The organism is Rugamonas sp. DEMB1 (assembly GCF_029834475.1).
Lineage (GTDB): Bacteria > Pseudomonadota > Gammaproteobacteria > Burkholderiales > Burkholderiaceae_D > Rugamonas > Rugamonas rubra.
This window is the reverse complement of record NZ_CP122407.1, coordinates 3,868,056-3,885,194: the sequence shown is the minus strand read 5'-3', so window position 1 is coordinate 3,885,194 and position 17,139 is coordinate 3,868,056. Positions and strand designations below refer to the sequence as shown.

Genomic DNA, 17,139 nt, shown 5'->3' with positions numbered 1-17,139 from the left:
GACCAGGCGTTGATCTGCAGGCTCTCGGGCCGGCTCAGCTCCCCGCTCATCGGAAGCCCCCGTCCAGGTCCGGGCGCAACGCCGGCGGCACGACCGGCTCCTGCGCCAGCATGGCGAGGATTTGTTCGCGCAGCGCCACCGGCGTGCTGGCCGGCAGGTTGCGCAGGGTCTGGCCGACCAGGGCGATGCGCTTGCGCATGTCGACGCTGGCCAGGCCGACCTTGAGCGGGGCGTCGCGCTGGTACATCACCGGCAGGCACCAGCGGCCGAACGCATTGTCCTCCTCGCCCGGCGCCTGCGCCTTGCTGTGCAGATTGGCGCGCGCCTGCGCCACCGCCGCGCCGAAGTCGATCCGGGTGGTCTGGCCCAGCGCCATGCCGGCCAGCGCGTTGCCGATGATCTCGAAGGCCTTGCGGTAGAAGCCGTCGGCGAACAGGCTGGCGTCGCCCGGTTGCATCGGCTCGGCCATGCCGATGGCCACCGGCGAGACGGTGTTGGCCAGCTCGCGCGCCATCGAGAACAGGCGCGGCACCTCCTGCGCGCTGGAGCAACTGCTGAGCACCGTCAGCCAGACCGTGCCGGCGGCGGCCAGCGCCGGCCCCAGCCGTTCCAGCGACAGGTCGATCGAACCGCGGGCGGCGCCGATGTCGTGGTCGTTGATGCTGGCGAACTCCAGCCGCGGCACGTTGTCCTGGGCGTAGCCGTGGCAAAAGAAGTGGACCAGTTGCACCGGGTCGTTGCTCAAGGCCCGCGCCAGCGCGAAGGTGTCGCCCGGAATCGGCAACACCTCGATGCCGGGCAGGCGGCCGGCCGCGATGTCGGCCTCGGCCTGGTCCAGCAGGCGCCTGCTCGCCCAGGTAGATGGTCGCCCTGACGGCCAGGCCGTCGCCGATGGCGGCGGCGACCGCCGCGCTGATGGCGCCGAACTCGGCCCGCGAGTCGACCTTGCTGGGCGACAGGAAGGCGGCCATGCGGATCGGCAGGCTGTAGATGCGCGGCCCGGGGTCGGCCGCGGCGGCGGCGAAGGCGATCCGCTTCAGGCTGCACGACTGGCGCGCCGCCAGGAAGCAGTCGGGCGCCTCGTCGTGCAGCGCCTCCCAGCGGAACGGTTCGCCGTCGTCGGCGCCGATGGCGAACTGCAGGCTGGCCTGCTGCCGAGGCGCGGCGCCGCCGTCGGCCTGGAGCGACTGGAAGATCTGGCTCAGCTCGTCGCGCACCGCCGAATGCAGGTACAGCGCCTCGCGCAGCGTGTTGCCGTAGCTTTGCACGTTGCTGCGGCTGTCGAGCGGCGGCAGGGTCGACGGGTGCAGGGGGAGGGTGACGAAGCGGTGCATGTTGAGATGCGGAGAGCTGCTGCGCAGCAGGCGGAACATCACCGCCCCGTTGCTGTCGATGGTGGCGATCTCCACCGTGGCGTCGCGGTCTGGCATGGCGTCTATTCCCCCCCTTGGGTTTTCATGTAGTTGGCGATGACCGACTGGATGTCGGCCAGCGTCCGGTTGGCCGCCGCGTCCGGCGTCATCGGCCCGATGGCCGACTGCCACTGGTCGGGCGCGGTCTGGGTCAGCAACACGTCGGGCGCGGCGCGGCGCGCCTCGTCGAACACGGCCGACTCAAGGAAGCGCTGGCTGGCCCCCAGCCAGCTCGGCGCCACCGGCGCCGGCGCAGCCCCGCTCAGCGATTGCCACAGCCGCGCCGTCAGCGGCGTCCTCGGCGCCAGCAGGGCGGCCTGGCTGGCGAGCACGCCGAAGGCGGCCAGCTCGAGCGACAGCTGGCTGCCGCGCACGAAGGCGGGGTGGCAGTACAGGAAGCCGTGGCGGAACCGCGGTGCTTGCGAAGGCGTGCTGTGGAACAGCAGGCGGCAGGCGGTGTCGAGCGCGGCGGCGTCCTCCTCGGCCGCCGGGTCGTAGTACAGCACGGCGCCGGGGCGGCGGTGGGCGAAGCCGTCGGCGGCCACCATCACCGCCTGGCGCTGGCCCGCCGCGCTCGGCGCGAAGCTGCAGGCCCAGGCGCCGGCGCGGTTGAGCAGCAGGCACAGCTCGTCGTGGTCGAGGGCGATCATCGGCACCAGTTCGCCGCGGTCGAACGGCGAGTGCGACAGGCCGATCTCGGCGCCGTTGTCGCGCCGTTGCGCGCGGCAGACCAGGTGCACCGCGTCGACGCCGAGCCCGGCCAGGGTGGCGGCGATCCAGTTCGACCAGGCCGCCGAGCGTAGCGCCGGCGCGCCCTCGAGCGGGGACGCCGCGCTCGTCGCGCCGTCCGCCGCGGCGGCGGCCGGATCGTGCACCCGCACGCGCGGCTCGTCGGCCAGCACGGCGAGCGTGTCGAACCACTCGCCGGTGGTGAATATGTGGACCCGCGTGGCGGCGCGCGACGAACCGGCCAGCACGGCCCGCAGCAGGCGCGCCGTGCGCGCCAGGACGTCGCCGGGGTCGGCCCCGGCCAGCGGACCGGGGTCGACCAGCAGCGCGTTCTCCAGCACGTCCGGCCGCTCCGCCGGGCGCTCGGGGAAGTCGGGCAGGCGCAGCACCGGCCGGCCCAGCGCGGCGCCCAGCTCGCGTTCCCACGGCACGCTGCCGAGCAGGCCGTAGGGCCGCGCCAACCTGAGCCATAGCGGATGGGCCGGCGCGGCGCCCGGCTGGGCGGCGAGGCGGTAGCGCACGTCGTCGGCCAGGCCGCGCGGCAGCAGCAGATCGGCGCCCGGCTCGGGCCGCCGCCCGGCCCGACCGTCCGGCATGCTCGGTTCGGCCGCCGGCGCCGGCTGGAACTGGTCCAGGCGGACTTCCCAGGACTGCGCCTCGGCGTCCGTCGGCGCCGCCGCGTCGGCGCCGGCCAGCTCGAACCGGACCACGGTGTCGCCGCGCCGGAACAGCAGCTTCACCGTCAGCACCGTCAGCGGCGCGGCGGGCAGCGCCGTGCCGGCGAGGGCGGTCCTCAGCAGCGCCGCGCTGCTGTTGAACAAGTCGACGGGATTGAAGTTCATGGCGTGCTCCTAATTGTGCGTTTGGCTCATCTGGACGTAGAGCAGCCAGGCGGTGTAGGCCGAGCGCACGTCGCCGTGGCCGTTGATGCGCTTGTGCAGCGTGCCGTCGAAGGCCAGCGGGGTCGATCCGGCCGGCAGCACAAAGCTGGTGCCGGGTTCCGGCAGCGGTTCGCGCAAGGCCTCGCCGGCGCCGCGCGGGCCGTAGCCGCCCAGCGCGGCGTAGGCGTTGGGCGGTGCGCCGGCGCTCGTGTCGCCGGCGGCGGCGGCGCCCAGTTCGGCCAGGTCGGTGTCGCGCCGCAGTGCGCGGTGGAACACCTCGTGCAGCGGGAAGTCGTGGCCGCTGTAGGTCATCAGCAGCGAGCCGGCGATGCGCTCCAGCACGGCGCGGTAGCCGCCCGGCCCGGCCCGGCCGGGCACATGCTCGGCGAAGCACAGGTGCGAGACGGCCGGTTCGAGCAGTAGCACCGAGGCCAGCGGACGCGGCAAGGGGGCGGCGGCGATCGACGACAGCACCACCTTGGCCCCGTACGAGTGGCCCAGCGCGTGCAGCGGCCCGGCGCAGCGCGCCAAGATCTCGCCGAGCAGGGGCGCCAGGCCCAAGCGGCCGACCGTTCCGGCGCGGTCCTTCATCTGGTAGACCGAGGCGACCCGCAGCGCCTGGCGCGGATCGAGGTAGTCGAGCGGGCCGGCGTCGCGCAGCGGCGCGGCGCGGCCGCCGCCGTCGACGGTGCCGCCGCCGTCGAGGCCGGCGCCGGCGTTGTCGGCGTTGTCGAGTTCGCGCAGCGCCTGCGTGCCGGCGACGATGGCGCCGGCGTCGGCCGCCGCGATGTCGTCGCCGGCCTCCGGCCGCGCCTCGGCGCGCAGGGCGCCGGCCAGCAGCGCGCCCAGCTCCTGCGCGTCGGACTCGTTCAGCGCGCCGCGCGCCAGCAGCGCGAGCAGGCGGGCTTGCTGCGCGTCGGGCAGCAGGGCCGCCAGTTCGGCGCCCAGCGCCTGCTCGGCGCTCGGTGCGCCGGCCGGCGTCGCCGAGGCCATGTCCGGACCATGATCGAAGGACAGCCAGGTGCTGGGCCAGATCACGCCGAGGAAGATCGGTGCCACTGGTCCGCTTGAGTATTGATGCCAGTGGGCCTGCAACTGCAACAGGAAGTCGCGGTACAGCGCGACGGCGTCGCTGTAGTCGTTGTTCCAGCCGTGGGAGAACAGGATGACGGGCGCGTTCGGCGCGTTGTCGAGCCGGGCCAGGAAGGCGGCGCGGGTTTGCGGCGAGACGCAGGCGCCATGCTTGTCAAATTTGAGCAACCATGTTTCGATTTCCACTCCGGTGAACCGCACCGGACCAACCGGCTCGCTGGGCATCATGTCTCTCCTTGGGAACAAGCAAAAATCTTGGCCGCACCACCGCCACCGCCGCCACCACCATCGCCAGCGGCCGCCACGAACCAGGCCGGGGCGCCCGGGCAAGCCGCCGCTAGGGGGGCGGCGCGGTCCGGCAGGGGGCGCGCGGCTTGGCGGTCCGGCGCCATCGGTAGTCGGCGATCTCCAGCATCCTGTTCAAGGCCTCGCCCTGGGTGGTGCTTTGTCGCGAGGCCAGGCCGCCCTGCAAATAGCGCGCCGAGCGGATGGCGGCCAGCACGCAGGCCTTCTCCTCGTCCTTGAGCAGGCCGGCAAGCTCATGGAACAATGAGATCAGCCCCCGCTCGCGGTACTCGGGAAAGGCGGCGCGCTGCGCCGACGGCGCCATCAGGTAGGCGTTGTAGATACTCCTGGCCGTATCACTTTCTATGGCGAAGCCATTGGTCTTCAGGACCAGCAAGGGCAGCTCGTCCAATTCGGTCCCATTGACGTAGAAGCGCGACGCGATTTCGGCGTCGAGCCTGAGTATATTCTGCTGCACCTGCTGTTGCCGATTCCGCTCGTCTTTCCAAACGGTGAAAACCCACGAGCCGAAGGTGATAAATATACTGCTGAACAACCAGAGCGCGAACGAGGAGTTGACGAAGGACCAGGCGGAGACCGAAGGTCTTGCGCTGTTGGTTCTCGCCGACATCCTGGCGCGAAGTCGGCTGGCGCTGCTGGAAATGGCCGGCATAATAAATATTAAAGTTTATTCGAATGACATTCTAAGTTGTTGCTTTGGAATTAATGTATTCTATTGTGCCGTGGATTTAATTCGGCAACTCAATTAATTAATAATTTAATATTACACTTTTTTGCTTGTGTGGCGGCGCAAATTTATGTTTGCGCTCATCTTTGCAACAGAGTTAGAGCCGTCGCGGCGGGGGAAAGTTCACCTATCTGCAGCGGCCGAGCTTGAATGTCGATTTTTCTGCGTGTTTTGCGCATAGGCCTGCCAATATCGCGCCTAACATACGCACAATGAGCGGGCGAAGCGCCCTACAATTTCGTCTCTCACACCACGCCGGGGAATACGTCATGACTGATCTGTTAGCAAATCCTATGGGCCTGATGGGCTTCGAGTTCATCGAATTCGCCTCGCCCACGCCGAACACGCTGGAGCCGGTCTTCGAGGCCATGGGCTTCACCAAGGTGGCGCGCCACCGCTCCAAGGACGTCACCCTGTACCGCCAGGGCGGCATCAACTTCATCATCAACAACGAACCCGGCAGCGCCGCCGCCTACTTCGCCGCCGAGCACGGCCCGTCGGCCTGCGGCATCGCCTTCCGCGTCAAGAACGCGCAGCAGGCCTACCGCCGCGCGCTCGAACTGGGCGCCCAGGCGATGGACATGCCGGTCGGCCCGATGGAGCTGCGCCTGCCGGCCATCAAGGGCATCGGCGGCGCGCCGCTGTACCTGATCGACCGCTTCGAGGAGGGCAGGTCGATCTATGACATCGACTTCGAATACCTCGACGGCGTCGACCAGCATCCCAAGGGCGTCGGCCTGACCGTCATCGACCACCTGACCCACAACGTCTACCGCGGCCGCATGGCCTACTGGGCGGCCTTCTACGAGAAGCTGTTCAACTTCCGCGAGCTGCGCTACTTCGACATCAAGGGCGAGTACACCGGCCTGACCTCGAAGGCGATGAGCGCGCCGGACGGCATGATCCGCATTCCCCTCAACGAGGAGTCGTCCAAGGGCGCCGGCCAGATCGAGGAGTTCCTGATGCAGTTCAACGGCGAGGGCGTGCAGCATATCGCGCTGTTCACCGACGACCTGATCGCCACCCTGGACCAGCTGAAGGAGGCCGGCGTACCGTTGATGACCGCGCCGCCGGCCACCTACTACGACATGCTGGAAGGCCGCCTGCCCAAGCACGGCGAGCCTGTCGCCGAACTGAAGGCGCGTGGTATCCTGTTGGATGGCACCAGCGACGAGAACGGCCGCCGCCTGCTGCTGCAGATCTTCTCGAAAACCGTGCTCGGCCCGGTGTTCTTCGAGTTCATCCAGCGCAAGGGCGACGAGGGCTTCGGCGAGGGCAATTTCAAGGCCCTGTTCGAGTCCATCGAGCGCGACCAGATCGAACGCGGCGTTCTCAAAGCGGACTGAGCCAATCCGCCAGACCCAGCACAAGAAGGAGCAACATGTTTAAAGAAGTTGAAGCCTACCCGGGCGACCCGATCCTGACCCTGAACGAGCAGTTCGGCGCCGACCCGCGTGCCAACAAGATCAACCTGAGCATCGGCGTCTACCTCGACGCGGCCGGCAAGATGCCGGCGATGCGCGCCGTCCTGCAGGCCGAGACGGCGCTGGCCGCCGTGCTGGGCACCCGTCCCTACCTGCCGATGGAAGGCAACGCCGCCTACCGCAGCGCGGTGCGCGCGCTGATCTTCGGCGCCGAGCACCGCGCCGTCACCGAGTCGCGCGTGGCCACGGCGCAGACCCTGGGCGGCTCCGGCGCGCTCAAGGTGGGCGCCGATTTCATCGCCCACTACTTCCCGAAGGCCAAAGTGTGGGTCAGCGATCCGACCTGGGACAACCACTACAGCATCTTCGGCGGCGCCGGCCTGACGGTCGGCAAGTACCGCTACTACGACGCGGCCACCGGCCACGTCGACTTCCCCGGCATGCTGGCCGCGCTGGAGCAGCTGCCGGCCGGCGACGTGGTGCTGCTGCACGCCTGCTGCCACAACCCGACCGGCGCCGACTTGAACCAGGCGCAGTGGCGCGAACTGGCGGGCCTGATCCGTCGTCGCGGCCTGCTGCCGTTCTTCGACATCGCCTACCAGGGCTTCGGTGAAGGCCCGGACGCCGACGCCTTCGCCATCCGCCACTTCGCCGAGGAGGGCATCGCCCTGTTCGTCGCCAGCTCGTTCTCGAAGAACTTCTCGCTGTACGGCGAGCGTTGCGGCTCGCTCAGCGTGGTCTGCGACGACAGCACGCAGGCCACCAACGTGCTGGGCCAGTTGAAGGCGACCATCCGCCGCAACTACTCCAGCCCGCCGATCCACGGCGCCCGCATCATCGCCCGCGTGCTCGACGACGCCGGCCTGCGCGCCGAATGGCTGGCCGAGTTGGAAGGCATGCGCCTGCGCGTCAAGGCCATGCGCACCGGCTTGTACGACGCGCTGAGCGCGCGTTGCCCGGGCCTGGACTTCAGCTACCTGAACAAGCAGACCGGCATGTTCAGCTACACCGACCTGACGGCGGCCGAAGCCGACGTGCTGCGCCAGGAGTTCGGCCTGTACGTGCTCAGCTCCGGCCGCATCTGCCTGGCCGCGCTGACCGAGGGCAGCATCGCGCCGGCGGCCGACGCCATCGCCCAGGTGCTCAAGCGCCGTTGATTTTTTCGGTGGCTAGATAGCAGCAGCGGCGCCTTGTGCGCCGCTGTTTTTTTATGCGCTGAACTGCACGCGCTGCTTGCTCAGCTTGGGCTGGGCCAGGTGGTCGAGCGGCAGTATGGTGACCTGCTTGACCTTCTTCAGCGAGATGTTCGACTTGACGTTGGTGACCCCGGGAATGCGCAGCAGGCCGTCCATCATGAACTTCGAGAAGGAGTTCAGGTCGTGCGAGATGACGCGCACGATGTAGTCGGCCTCGCCGGTCACCGAGAAGCACTCCAGCACCTCGGGCAGGTCGGCGACCGCCTGCTCGAACACCTCGCCGCGCGTTTCGCCGTGGCGGTCCAGGGTCACCTGGACGAAGGCCATCACGTCCAGTCCCACCACCAGCGGATCGAGCACGGCGGCGTAGTGGTCGATCACGCCGGCTTCCTCCAGCCGCTGCACGCGGCGGCCCACCTGCGAGGTCGACAAGTGGATGCGCTCGCCGAGCGTGCTGTTGGTCAGCTGGCCATCGCGCTGCAGCTCGTTGAGGATGGCGAGGTCGTGGCGGTCTACGGTAATGGTGGTCATCCGAATGCTCTAGTGAGTTGATTGGCGGCGCGTGCCTTGTGCGTCTTCTGGGCTGGATTGTGCATCGTTGCGTCCGGCATTGCAATAATGATGTGCAAAATCCGACTATCCCGCGTGTTTTGGTCGCGCACGCACAGCTTAACTATTGACGGCGACAATCCGGCTGTCCGGCCTGGCGCCGCAGCGGGACGCCATCCGCCAACGAGCACCATTGGGCGATGCACGATTGAGTCGCCAACCCCGGCGCGCCGGCCGGTGGCAGCGCTGGCGCAGTCGATCCAGGGGAATTAGTCGGCGAGCAGGCGGCTGGCGGCCCATTTGCCGCTGAAGGCTGCGCCCTCCGTGGTGGGCGCGCTCATGTAGTCGCCGGCCAGCAGCACGCGCTGGTCGGGCTTGAGCGCCGCGCGGTAGGCGGCGATGGCGCGCGCCCGCCCCACCGCCGAGCAGGGCTCGGCCTCGCGCCAGCGGCAGAAGTGGGCGAAGGCGGTGTTCTTGCGCACCCCGGGGAAGTAGCGTTCCAGCTCGGGGAACACCTCGTTCAGCACGGCCGCCTCGCCCTGGTCGAGCAGGCGCGCGCCGGCCTGGCCGTCGAGCATGACGTTGAGCAGCTCGCCCCGCGGCACCAGGCTGGACGCCTTGCGCGACTCGATGCCGACCGCCGCGATCACCTTGCGTTCGCGGCGGGGAATCAAGAGGCCGTAGATGTCGTCCGGCACGGCGCTGCCACGGATGCCGCCGGGCAGGGCGATGCCGATGTTGATGGTCGAACTGTAGCGCGTCGCCAGCAGCGCCCTGGTCAGCGCGCAGTCGGGATGGTACAGCGCGGCGGCGGCCGAGGCGGTGGTGGCGAGGATCACGTGGTCGGCGCGCAGCTCGCCGTGCGGCGTGTCGACGCGCACGCCGGCGCCGTCGTGCGACAGGCCCAGCGCCGGCGTGGCCAGGCGCACGTCCAGCCGGGCCGCCAGCGCCTCGGTCAAGCTGCCCATGCCGCCGTCCAGCGCCGCCGTCCTGAAGCGGCGCGCGCCGTAGCTCCAGGTCAGCAGCGAGAGCGCGCGCGAGGCCGCCTCGGGCGACTGGAAGAAAAAGCCCGCCAGTACGGGTTCGAAGATGTGTTCGAGCGCGTCGGCGCCGAAGCGTTCGCTGGCCCAGGTGGCCGTGCCCTGGTCGTCCCACTGCTGCCAGGCGGCGTAGTCGTTGAGCGGCAGGTGGGCGCAGCGGCGCGCGTCGAGCGCGCCGGCCAGGCCCAGGCGCAGCAGCGCGCCCCAGCCCAGCAGGCCGCTGCTGGCCACGCTCCACGGCTTGTCCGGACTGACCCGGCGCACCTTGCCGGCGCGCGCCGTGCCGCCCCACTGCGCGCAGGTGCTCAGCTGCGCCGCCATGCCCATGCGTTCGATCAGCGCCTGGATCTCGACGTAGCCGGTGGAGAGGAACTGCGCGCCCCGGTCGATGCGGTAGCCGTCGCGCAGGTCGGTGCCCATGCGGCCGCCAACCCGCCCGGCCGCCTCCAGCACCGTCACCCGGCAGCCGTGGCGGCTCAGGTGGTGGGCGGCGCTCAGGCCGGCGATGCCGGCGCCGATGACAATGACTGATCGTTGCAAATTTTCCCTCGTTGGTAAAAGCTGGTGCCGTGCCGCTGGCCGCACCGCGTGGCAACAGGAGTCTAGCGTGCCAAAGTTAATTTCAGCTAAAGCCGGCGGATGGTGGCGGTCGGCGCATGCCGGCGCAGCGTCGATTTGCCGAAAAGGCAATGTTCTGCTAGAGTCTGCTGGATGCGGCGGGCAAACGGGGGGCGAATTTGAAGACTTATCACGGCAGTTGTCATTGCGGCGAGTTGCGCTTCGAGGCCGACATCGACCTCGCCCAAGGCACCATCCGCTGCAACTGCAGTATTTGCGCCAAGACCCGGTTGTGGTCGGCGGTGGTGCAGCCGTCGGCATTCCGGCTGCTGGCCGGGCATGGCGCATTGCAGAAATACCAGTTCAAGCGCATGGTCGACCAGCACATGTTCTGCCGGCATTGCGGCGTGCGCCCCTTTTGCATCGGCGATTCGCCGCGCTGGGGTGCGTTCTACGCGGTCAACCTGAGCTGCCTGGACGATGTGACGGCGGAGGAGCTGATCACGGCGCCGATCACTTATCTGGACGGGAAGAACGACAATTGGGATGCGCCGCCGGCCGAGGTGCGCCATCTGTGACCGCTGCAGGGTCTAGGATGAGCCACTGTTGAGACGCCAAGCTATGATGAAGAAACTGATCGCATCCGAAGTCGCGACGTGCGTGTCAGCGGCATTGTTTGCCGCCGTCGATGCGGTTTCCCCGCTGCGGCATCTGGCGCAAGCCGACGACGCGGCCTTGCGCGCCGCAGCGATTTTCGAGTTGCCGCTCGCGCTAGCCTACCTGCTGATACTGTGGCTAGTTGTGTTTCCTGCGACGCTGCGGCTGCGCAAGCTTGGCGCCGTTTGCGCCCCGACGGCTGTGGCTTGCTCGCTCACATTGCTGGTGGCTGCCTTGTTGCACGACTCTGCGGTGGACCGTTCTTTCATCGCGACAGCTGCCTATGTTCTTGTACCGATGGCTCTGCCTTGGGCGCTGGCGGGAGGGGTATTTTTGCGTCTGTGGCCGTCGCCTTTTATTGGCGGCGCCGACAAATCGTAATCTCATCGTCGAACCGGGATGTTATGCATATTCGAGAAGTGACTGTTTCCGACGCCGAGGTGATCGCTGGCCTGCTGGCCTCGTTCGGCTATCCCGGCTGCGAGGAATTCATTGCGGCGAAAATCCTTGCGCAAATCGCCCATCCCGATGCGCGGCTGTTGGTGGCCGCCAGCGGCGACGGGGTGGATGGATTCATTTCGCTGCATTTCGTGCCGCAGATCGCGCTGGCGGGGGATTTTTGCCGCATCAGCTATTTCTGTGTGGCCGAGGATAAACGCGGCCATGGCATCGGCGAGGCGCTCGAGCGGGCGGCGGCAGCGTTGGCGGAAGAACGCGGCTGCGACCGGATCGAGGTGCATTGCCATTCGCGCCGCTCGGGCGCGCACCGGTTCTACCAGCGGCAGGGGTTCGCCGAGTCGCCGAAGTACTTTGCCAAGGTGGTGGGCTGAGTCGTCGGCGTTGCGCTAGCTAGGTAGTCCAAACAGGGAGGGTTGGCAGATGGGATGGAAAGCGTTTGCGGTGTTCGCCACGGCCGTGCCGGGCTACTTCGGCACGCGGCCGCGCCACGAGGCGCAGCGCGCCGAGCAGCTGCGCCTGCGCCTGGGCCTGTCCGGCTACGCCTACGTCGGGCCGGCCACGCTGGACGCCGCGCTGTATCCGCGCAAGGGGGCCTTGTTCATCGGCGCCTACCCGGACGGCGCGATCGTCTGCGAGAGCCAGTTGGTCTGCCAGCTGTTCGACGATGCGTCGTGCCGCAAGATCGGCGGCGGCGCCGCGCCGTTCGCCGAATTCAAGCCGGCCTTGCTGGGACTGTATCCGGCCGGCGAGGTGCTGGCGGTGGTGCTGCACAGCGTGGTCAACCTGTGGGGCTACAGCCTGTACGCGGGCGGCACGCTGCGGCGCAGCGCCGCCGGCGCCAGCGACGACGGCATCATCGTCGACGAGGGCGCGCCCCTGCCGGAGGAGCGGCGCGTGCTCGACACCTGCGCCATCGAGGAGGTCGACGAGGAGGTCGGCGGCGAGGAGCTGGTGTTCGACGTGTCGGCGCGCATGTTCGGGCTACGCCTCGATGGGTTCGACCAGTCCCATCTCGAACTGAGCGAGTACAGGAGGGCGTCCGGCCCGGTCGCCTCCCTTTTCAACAGAATGGTGGGGGAAAAATGATGAATGACGAAATCGATATCCGTCCGCTGAGCAGCGCCGATTCGGCCGCCTTCCGCGCCATCAGGCTGCGGGCGATCGTCGATTCGCCCAGCGCAGTATGGCCCACCTTGGCGGAGGAGGAGGGCCGCACGCAGGAGGAAGTGATGGCGCGGATCGCGCAAACGGACGCGCAAGTGGTCTTTGGCGCCTTCGACGGCCCGCGGTTGATCGGTATCGCCGGCTTGCGTCGCGAGGTCTTGCTGCAGGTCGCCCACAAGGCGACCTTGTGGGGCGTGTTTGTCGATCCGGCCTGGCGCAAGGCCGGCATCGCCCGGCGTCTGTTCGCGCTGGCGCGGGCGCACGCGCAGCGCAGCGGGGTTCTGCAAATCCAGCTATGCGTCAACGCCGCGAACCTGCCGGCACAATCGTTGTACCGCGCGCTGGGATTCGTCGGCTACGGGCTTGAACCACGGGCGATGCGGGTCGGCGAGCGTTTCTACGACGAGCAGCACATGGCGTTGCGATTGGGCGAGTGAAGCGCCGACCGTCGCGCCGCCGTGCCAGCGCATCAAGCCAACTTTGAAGGAGCATCGCCATGAACAACCTGATCGCCAACGGACTGTGCATCCGCCCCCTGGTTACCGCCGACGCCGCCGCGTTGGCGCAGGCCGCCGTCGAGTCGCTCGACACCCTGGGCCTGTGGATGCCCTGGTGCGACGAGCGCTTCGGCCTGGCCGAGGCCGAGCAGTGGGTGCAGGTCTGCGTCGCCGAGTTGGCGGCGCGGACGGCCTACAGCATGGGCATCTTCGCCGAGGCCGACGGCGCGTACATCGGCGGCATCGGCATCAACCACATCAACCGCCAGCATAATTTCGCCAATCTGGGATTCTGGGTTCGGGCCTCGCGGCAGAACCAGGGCGTCGCCCGGCGCGCCGTGCCGATGATGGCCGCCTTCGGTCTGGACGTGCTGGGCCTGGACCGCATCGAGATCGTCATCGCCGAACACAACCTCGCCAGCCGCCGCGTGGCGGAGGCGGTCGGCGCGCGCTTCGAGGGCGTCCTCGCCAAGCGGCTGGCGATACACGGCACGCCGGTGGCCGCCGCGATGTACTCGCTCACGCGCGACTGAGCGGCGTTTCCGGCGGCGGGGGCCGGAGGCCGCGCGCATCGCCGACAACGCCTGCCGTTCACTACCGGGAGGGGGCCGGGCGCCTTAGGTCGGCACCAGGAAGTCCCAGTTTTGCGCGCCGATCGTGTGGATGGCCATTTCATTGGACGTCATGAAACCCTGGGCGACCTGCTCCAGCGTGAGGCCTTGCGCCATCTTGTCGATCCAAAACGCCAGGCCGCCGGCGTCGCTGTGGCGGCTGAAGATGCCCTGGTAAAGCAGTTCGACGTCGTGCGCGTTGTCGCCGTTGAACTGCATCGGATGCCGGCTTTGCGATTCCGCCGAGCTGATGATCCCCAGCGCGATGGTGCCCAGGCTGGCACCGCTGTTCGCCAGACGGCCCCAGGAGTCGATGCCCAGATAGTCGGCCTGGCGGCCCAGCACGTCCTTGTAGAGGCCGGCAATAAAGGACAGTTGCTGGCTGTTTGCGACCGCCGTGACACCGTCGCTGAACTTCAAATACTCGGCGTTGATCACCAGCGCCTGTTGCGCCGGCTGCGCCTTGGCGCTGACCAGCAGATAGCCCTCGTGGGCTTCGACGTTGTAGTCGGCGCTGGCGCCGTTGAAGGCGACGATATCGCTGTCCAAGCCGCCATGCAGGATGGTCGTGCCAGGCGGGGCCGCGGCGGTCGAGGCCTGCGGCGCGGCGCTACCCTGGGCTTGCGAGGCGGAGAACAGCAGCGTGTCGCCGCCGCCGCCGGAGAACACCGCGCCGCCAACGCCGGAGGACACGGTGAAGTTCTGCTTGGCGTTGTCGCCGGTCAGGATCTGGCCGCTGGTATTGCCGCTCACGTTGACCGCGCCGATGACGGCGGCGAAGTCCACCGCGTGGAGCACCAACTGGCTGCCAACGGGGAGATTGCTGGCGTCGATGACCAGCGCGGTGTGCTGGCCGGCGTTGCTGGTGCCGGTCAGCGTCAGCGCGCCGCTGGGCGCGCTCGCGCCGCTGCTCGGCACGATGGTCTGGACCAGCAGCGGTACGCTGGCGGCCAGTTGGTTGAGGAAGCCCACGCCGTTGCCGGTCAGGTGGCCCTGGTCGCTGCTCGGGTGGTCCGGCGTGGCCGCCAGGATGGATTGGATCAGCTGGTCGACCGAGCTGCCGGCCGGTTGGCTGGCGCCGCCGCTGGCACTCAGGCCGAAGCCCGGCGCGACCTGCGCCAGCAGCAGGTTGTTGGCGCCGGAGGTGACCAGCGGAATATCGGCGACGCCGGCGCCGCCGCTGGAGTCGCTGCGCGTGTCCGTGACGATGGGTATCGTGGTCTGCGTGCCGCTGCCGCCGCCCGGCAGGGCGACCGGCTGCTGCGTGACGGCCACGCCGTCGACCGTGGTGGTCGGCGGCGTGGCGGGCGGCGGCGACACGATCGTCAGGGCCAGCGACGCGCCGGCCGGCGAGCTGTTGCCGGCCAGGTCGGTCTGCTTGGCCGTCAGCGTGTGCGCGCCGAGCGACAGCGCGCTGCTGGTGATGCTCCAGTTGCCGGCGCCGTCGGCGGTGGCGCTGCCCAGCAGCGTGGTGCCGTCGGTGTCGTACAGCATGACGCTGGCGTTGGCGGCGGCCGTCCCGGTGACGGTCGGCGCGGCGACGTTGGTGACGTTGTCGCCCAGGGTGCCGCTGTCGCTGGCGCTGGCCAGCAGCGGCGCGCCCGGCGCCTCCGGTGCCTCGGTGTCGATGGACAGCGCCAGCGCGGCGCTGGCGGCCGAGACGTTGCCGGCCGGGTCGCTCTGCTTGACGGTCAGCGTGTGGCCGCCGTCGGAAAGCGTGCTCGAGACGATGCTCCAGACGCCGGCGCCGTTGGCCGTGGCCGTGCCCAGCACGGTGGTGCCGTCGCTGTCGTACAGCGTGACGGTGGCGTTGGCCTCGGCCGTGCCGGTGATGGTCGGCGTGGCGTGGTTGGTGGCGCCGTCGCCCAGCGCGCCGCTGTCGCTGGCGCTGGCCAAGGTCGGCGCGGCGGGGGCGGCGGCGCCGGTGTCGATGCTGACCGCCAGCGCGCCGCTGGCTACCGAGACGTTGCCGGCGGCGTCGGTCTGCTTGGCGGTCAGCGTGTGGCTGCCGGTCGACAGCGTGCTGCTGGTGATGCTCCAGTTGCCGGAACCGTCGGCGGTGGTGGTGCCCAGCAGCGTGGTGCCGTCGGTGTCGTACAGCTTGACGGTGGCATTGGCCTCGGCGCTGCCGGTGAACTCCGGTGTGGTGTTGCTGGTGATGGCGTCGCTGCTGGAGCCGCCGCTGTCGGTGCCGGCGGTCATCGCCGGGGTGGACGGCGCGGCGGCCGCCGTGTGGTCCAGCGTGAAGGTCTGGCCCGCGGCGTAGCCGCCGATGATGTCGACCGACGAGCCGTTCTGGATGCCGGTGGCGCTGCCGTTCAGGTCCAGCCGCAAGGTGCCGTCGCCGCTGATGGCGTTGACGGTGACTGTGTAGGTGGTGCCGCTGACGGCGACGACCGAGGCGATGGTGCCGGCCGCGCTGCCGCTGGCGGTGAGCGTGAAGTCGGCGCTGTCGACGCCGGTCACCGTCTGGCTGAAGGTGACCGTGTAGACGACCGCGGTGGCGGCGGTGGGCACGCTGGCCGAGGCGGCGGCGGCGCGCACGATGCTGTCGACACCGGGCGCGTCGACCACGGTGACGGTGAAGATCTGGAAGGCGTCGTTGCCGGCCGCGTCGGTGGCCCGCATGTAGATGTGGTAGGTGCCGGCGGCGAGGGTCTGCGCCGCCACCAGGGAGTTGCCGTCGACGGTGAACTTGGCGTTGTCGGCGTCGATGGTGCCGTTGCCGACGGCGAAGCCGTATTGCACGGCGGTGATGTCGGTGGACGACAGCGTGGCCACGGTGGCGCCGTTGGTGGCGGCCGACATCGGCACCGAGCTGGTGCTCAGCGCCATGCCGACCGGCCCGATGGTGTCGAGCGTGTAGGCGAAGCCGGCGGAGGCGCTCGAGACGTTGCCGGCCGGGTCGGTCTGCGTGGCCGTCAGCGTGTGCGCGCCGCCGTTGAGCGACGAGCTGGTAATGCTCCAGTTGCCCGAGCCGTCGGCGGTGGAGCTGCCCAACAGCGTGGTGCCGTCGGTGTCGTACAGGCGCACGGCGGCGTTGGCCTCGGCTTGGCCGGTCACGGTCGGCGTGCCGTCGTTGGTGATGCCGTCGCCCAGCGCGCCGCTGTCGCTGCCGGCGGCCAGGGCCAGCGCGGTGGGCGCGGCGGCCGAGGTGTCGATGGTCACGGCCAGTCCGCCGCTCAGCGCCGAGGTGATGGCGCCGCCGTCGGTTTGGGTCACCTTCAGCGTGTGGCTGCCCGAGGTCAACGCGGCGCTGGTGATGCTCCAGTTGCCGGCGCCGTCGGCGGTGGTGGTGCCGAGCAGCGTGGTGCCGTCGGTGTCGTACAGTTTGACGGTGTTGCCGGCGTCGGCCGTGCCGGTCAGCGTCGGCGTGGTGTCGTTGGTGATGCCGTCGCCCAGGGTGCCGCTGTCGCTGCCGCTGTCGACGGCCGGGGTGGGCGGCGCGGACGGGCCGGGCCGCCCGCCGAAGACGATGGTGCTGGAGCTGAAGGTGGCCGAGTCGACGCCGTCCGTGCCCTGGATGGCGTTGACGTCGTTGCCGCCGGTCGGGTCCGAGTAGGAGAACTCGATGATGTCGCCGGCGGTGAGGGCGCTGGCGCTAAAGGACAGGGTGACGGTCTTGGCGACGCTGTCCACCACCACGCTGGTGACGGAGGTGCCGGTGCCGTTGATCTGCATGTCGAAGGCGTTGGTCGGCGGGGGATTGCCGGCGTCGAGCGCCACATCGAAAGACATCGTGAAGAACTGCTCGCTGATATAGCCGACTGCGCTTGCATAGGTAGGCTGTGACATCTGTCGCTCCCGAACCGTTGGATGGATATTGGATTCCGATAG

The 17,139-nt window shown here is 69.1% G+C and carries 17 protein-coding genes; 10 read left to right on the top strand and 7 right to left on the bottom strand.

Features of this window, described 5'->3' with window-relative positions:
- Window positions 1-46: 46 nt before the first annotated feature.
- Complete coding sequence (locus tag QC826_RS17630; RefSeq protein WP_279761777.1) at window positions 47-787, bottom strand: CHAT domain-containing protein; 741 nt, start codon at window positions 785-787, stop codon at window positions 47-49.
- A 74-nt stretch (window positions 788-861) separates the two neighbouring features.
- Between QC826_RS17630 and QC826_RS17625 the strand changes: the two genes are divergently transcribed.
- Window positions 862-990: a hypothetical protein gene (locus tag QC826_RS17625; protein ID WP_279761776.1), complete on the top strand. Its 129-nt coding sequence runs from the start codon at window positions 862-864 to the stop codon at window positions 988-990.
- Complete coding sequence (locus QC826_RS17620; RefSeq protein WP_279761775.1) at window positions 991-1,260, top strand: hypothetical protein; 270 nt, start codon at window positions 991-993, stop codon at window positions 1,258-1,260.
- 175 nt (window positions 1,261-1,435) lie between these two features.
- On the opposite strand, the gene QC826_RS17615 is transcribed toward QC826_RS17620, so the two are convergent.
- The 3 genes from QC826_RS17615 to QC826_RS17605 all read right to left on the bottom strand — a co-directional run bounded on the left by QC826_RS17615 (window position 1,436) and on the right by QC826_RS17605 (window position 5,072).
- On the bottom strand, window positions 1,436-2,983 hold the full coding sequence (locus QC826_RS17615) for a hypothetical protein (RefSeq protein WP_279761774.1): 1,548 nt from the start codon (window positions 2,981-2,983) through the stop codon (window positions 1,436-1,438).
- Between the two features lie 9 nt (window positions 2,984-2,992).
- Window positions 2,993-4,282 carry a hypothetical protein gene (locus tag QC826_RS17610; protein WP_279761773.1) on the bottom strand — a complete coding sequence of 430 codons (1,290 nt, stop codon included), beginning with the start codon at window positions 4,280-4,282 and terminating at the stop codon, window positions 2,993-2,995.
- A gap of 169 nt (window positions 4,283-4,451) precedes the next feature.
- A complete protein-coding gene (locus QC826_RS17605; protein ID WP_279761772.1) occupies window positions 4,452-5,072 on the bottom strand; it encodes a hypothetical protein in 621 nt (206 codons plus the stop codon).
- Window positions 5,073-5,416: 344 nt separating this feature from the next.
- Between QC826_RS17605 and hppD the strand changes: the two genes are divergently transcribed.
- Window positions 5,417-6,493 (top strand): 4-hydroxyphenylpyruvate dioxygenase, encoded by a 1,077-nt coding sequence (gene hppD / locus QC826_RS17600; RefSeq protein ID WP_279761771.1) that lies wholly within the window; start codon window positions 5,417-5,419, stop codon window positions 6,491-6,493.
- Between the two features lie 35 nt (window positions 6,494-6,528).
- Window positions 6,529-7,728: an aromatic amino acid transaminase gene (locus tag QC826_RS17595; RefSeq protein ID WP_279761770.1), complete on the top strand. Its 1,200-nt coding sequence runs from the start codon at window positions 6,529-6,531 to the stop codon at window positions 7,726-7,728.
- Between the two features lie 51 nt (window positions 7,729-7,779).
- Here the strand turns inward: QC826_RS17595 and QC826_RS17590 are convergent, their stop codons facing one another.
- Both QC826_RS17590 and QC826_RS17585 read right to left on the bottom strand, forming a co-directional pair.
- The gene (locus tag QC826_RS17590; protein WP_093388665.1) at window positions 7,780-8,298 is read right to left on the bottom strand and encodes an Lrp/AsnC family transcriptional regulator; all 519 of its coding nucleotides are present in this window, start codon (window positions 8,296-8,298) and stop codon (window positions 7,780-7,782) included.
- A 287-nt stretch (window positions 8,299-8,585) separates the two neighbouring features.
- Window positions 8,586-9,896 carry a protoporphyrinogen/coproporphyrinogen oxidase gene (locus QC826_RS17585; protein WP_409567663.1) on the bottom strand — a complete coding sequence of 437 codons (1,311 nt, stop codon included), beginning with the start codon at window positions 9,894-9,896 and terminating at the stop codon, window positions 8,586-8,588.
- Between the two features lie 233 nt (window positions 9,897-10,129).
- Here QC826_RS17585 and QC826_RS17580 point away from each other — a divergent pair, with 233 nt between their 5' ends.
- Genes QC826_RS17580 through QC826_RS17555 form a run of 6 tightly spaced genes read left to right on the top strand, consistent with a single transcriptional unit; the run spans window position 10,130 to window position 13,224 of the window.
- Entirely contained in the window at window positions 10,130-10,492 is a 363-nt protein-coding gene (locus QC826_RS17580) for a GFA family protein (protein ID WP_279761768.1), read from the top strand.
- Window positions 10,493-10,535: 43 nt separating this feature from the next.
- Window positions 10,536-10,952, top strand: a complete 417-nt coding sequence (locus QC826_RS17575; protein WP_279761767.1) for a hypothetical protein — start codon at window positions 10,536-10,538, stop codon at window positions 10,950-10,952.
- A 23-nt stretch (window positions 10,953-10,975) separates the two neighbouring features.
- Window positions 10,976-11,401, top strand: a complete 426-nt coding sequence (locus QC826_RS17570; protein ID WP_279761766.1) for a GNAT family N-acetyltransferase — start codon at window positions 10,976-10,978, stop codon at window positions 11,399-11,401.
- 49 nt (window positions 11,402-11,450) lie between these two features.
- Window positions 11,451-12,116 carry a DUF6928 family protein gene (locus tag QC826_RS17565; RefSeq protein ID WP_279761765.1) on the top strand — a complete coding sequence of 222 codons (666 nt, stop codon included), beginning with the start codon at window positions 11,451-11,453 and terminating at the stop codon, window positions 12,114-12,116.
- The gene (locus tag QC826_RS17560; RefSeq protein ID WP_409567662.1) at window positions 12,113-12,631 is read left to right on the top strand and encodes an N-acetyltransferase family protein; all 519 of its coding nucleotides are present in this window, start codon (window positions 12,113-12,115) and stop codon (window positions 12,629-12,631) included. The genes QC826_RS17565 and QC826_RS17560 overlap by 4 nt, the downstream gene beginning before the upstream one ends.
- A 59-nt stretch (window positions 12,632-12,690) precedes the next feature.
- Window positions 12,691-13,224: a GNAT family N-acetyltransferase gene (locus QC826_RS17555; RefSeq protein ID WP_279761764.1), complete on the top strand. Its 534-nt coding sequence runs from the start codon at window positions 12,691-12,693 to the stop codon at window positions 13,222-13,224.
- Window positions 13,225-13,308: 84 nt separating this feature from the next.
- Here the strand turns inward: QC826_RS17555 and QC826_RS17550 are convergent, their stop codons facing one another.
- Window positions 13,309-17,040 (bottom strand): Ig-like domain-containing protein, encoded by a 3,732-nt coding sequence (locus QC826_RS17550; protein ID WP_409567661.1) that lies wholly within the window; start codon window positions 17,038-17,040, stop codon window positions 13,309-13,311.
- Window positions 17,041-17,139 lie beyond the last annotated feature (99 nt).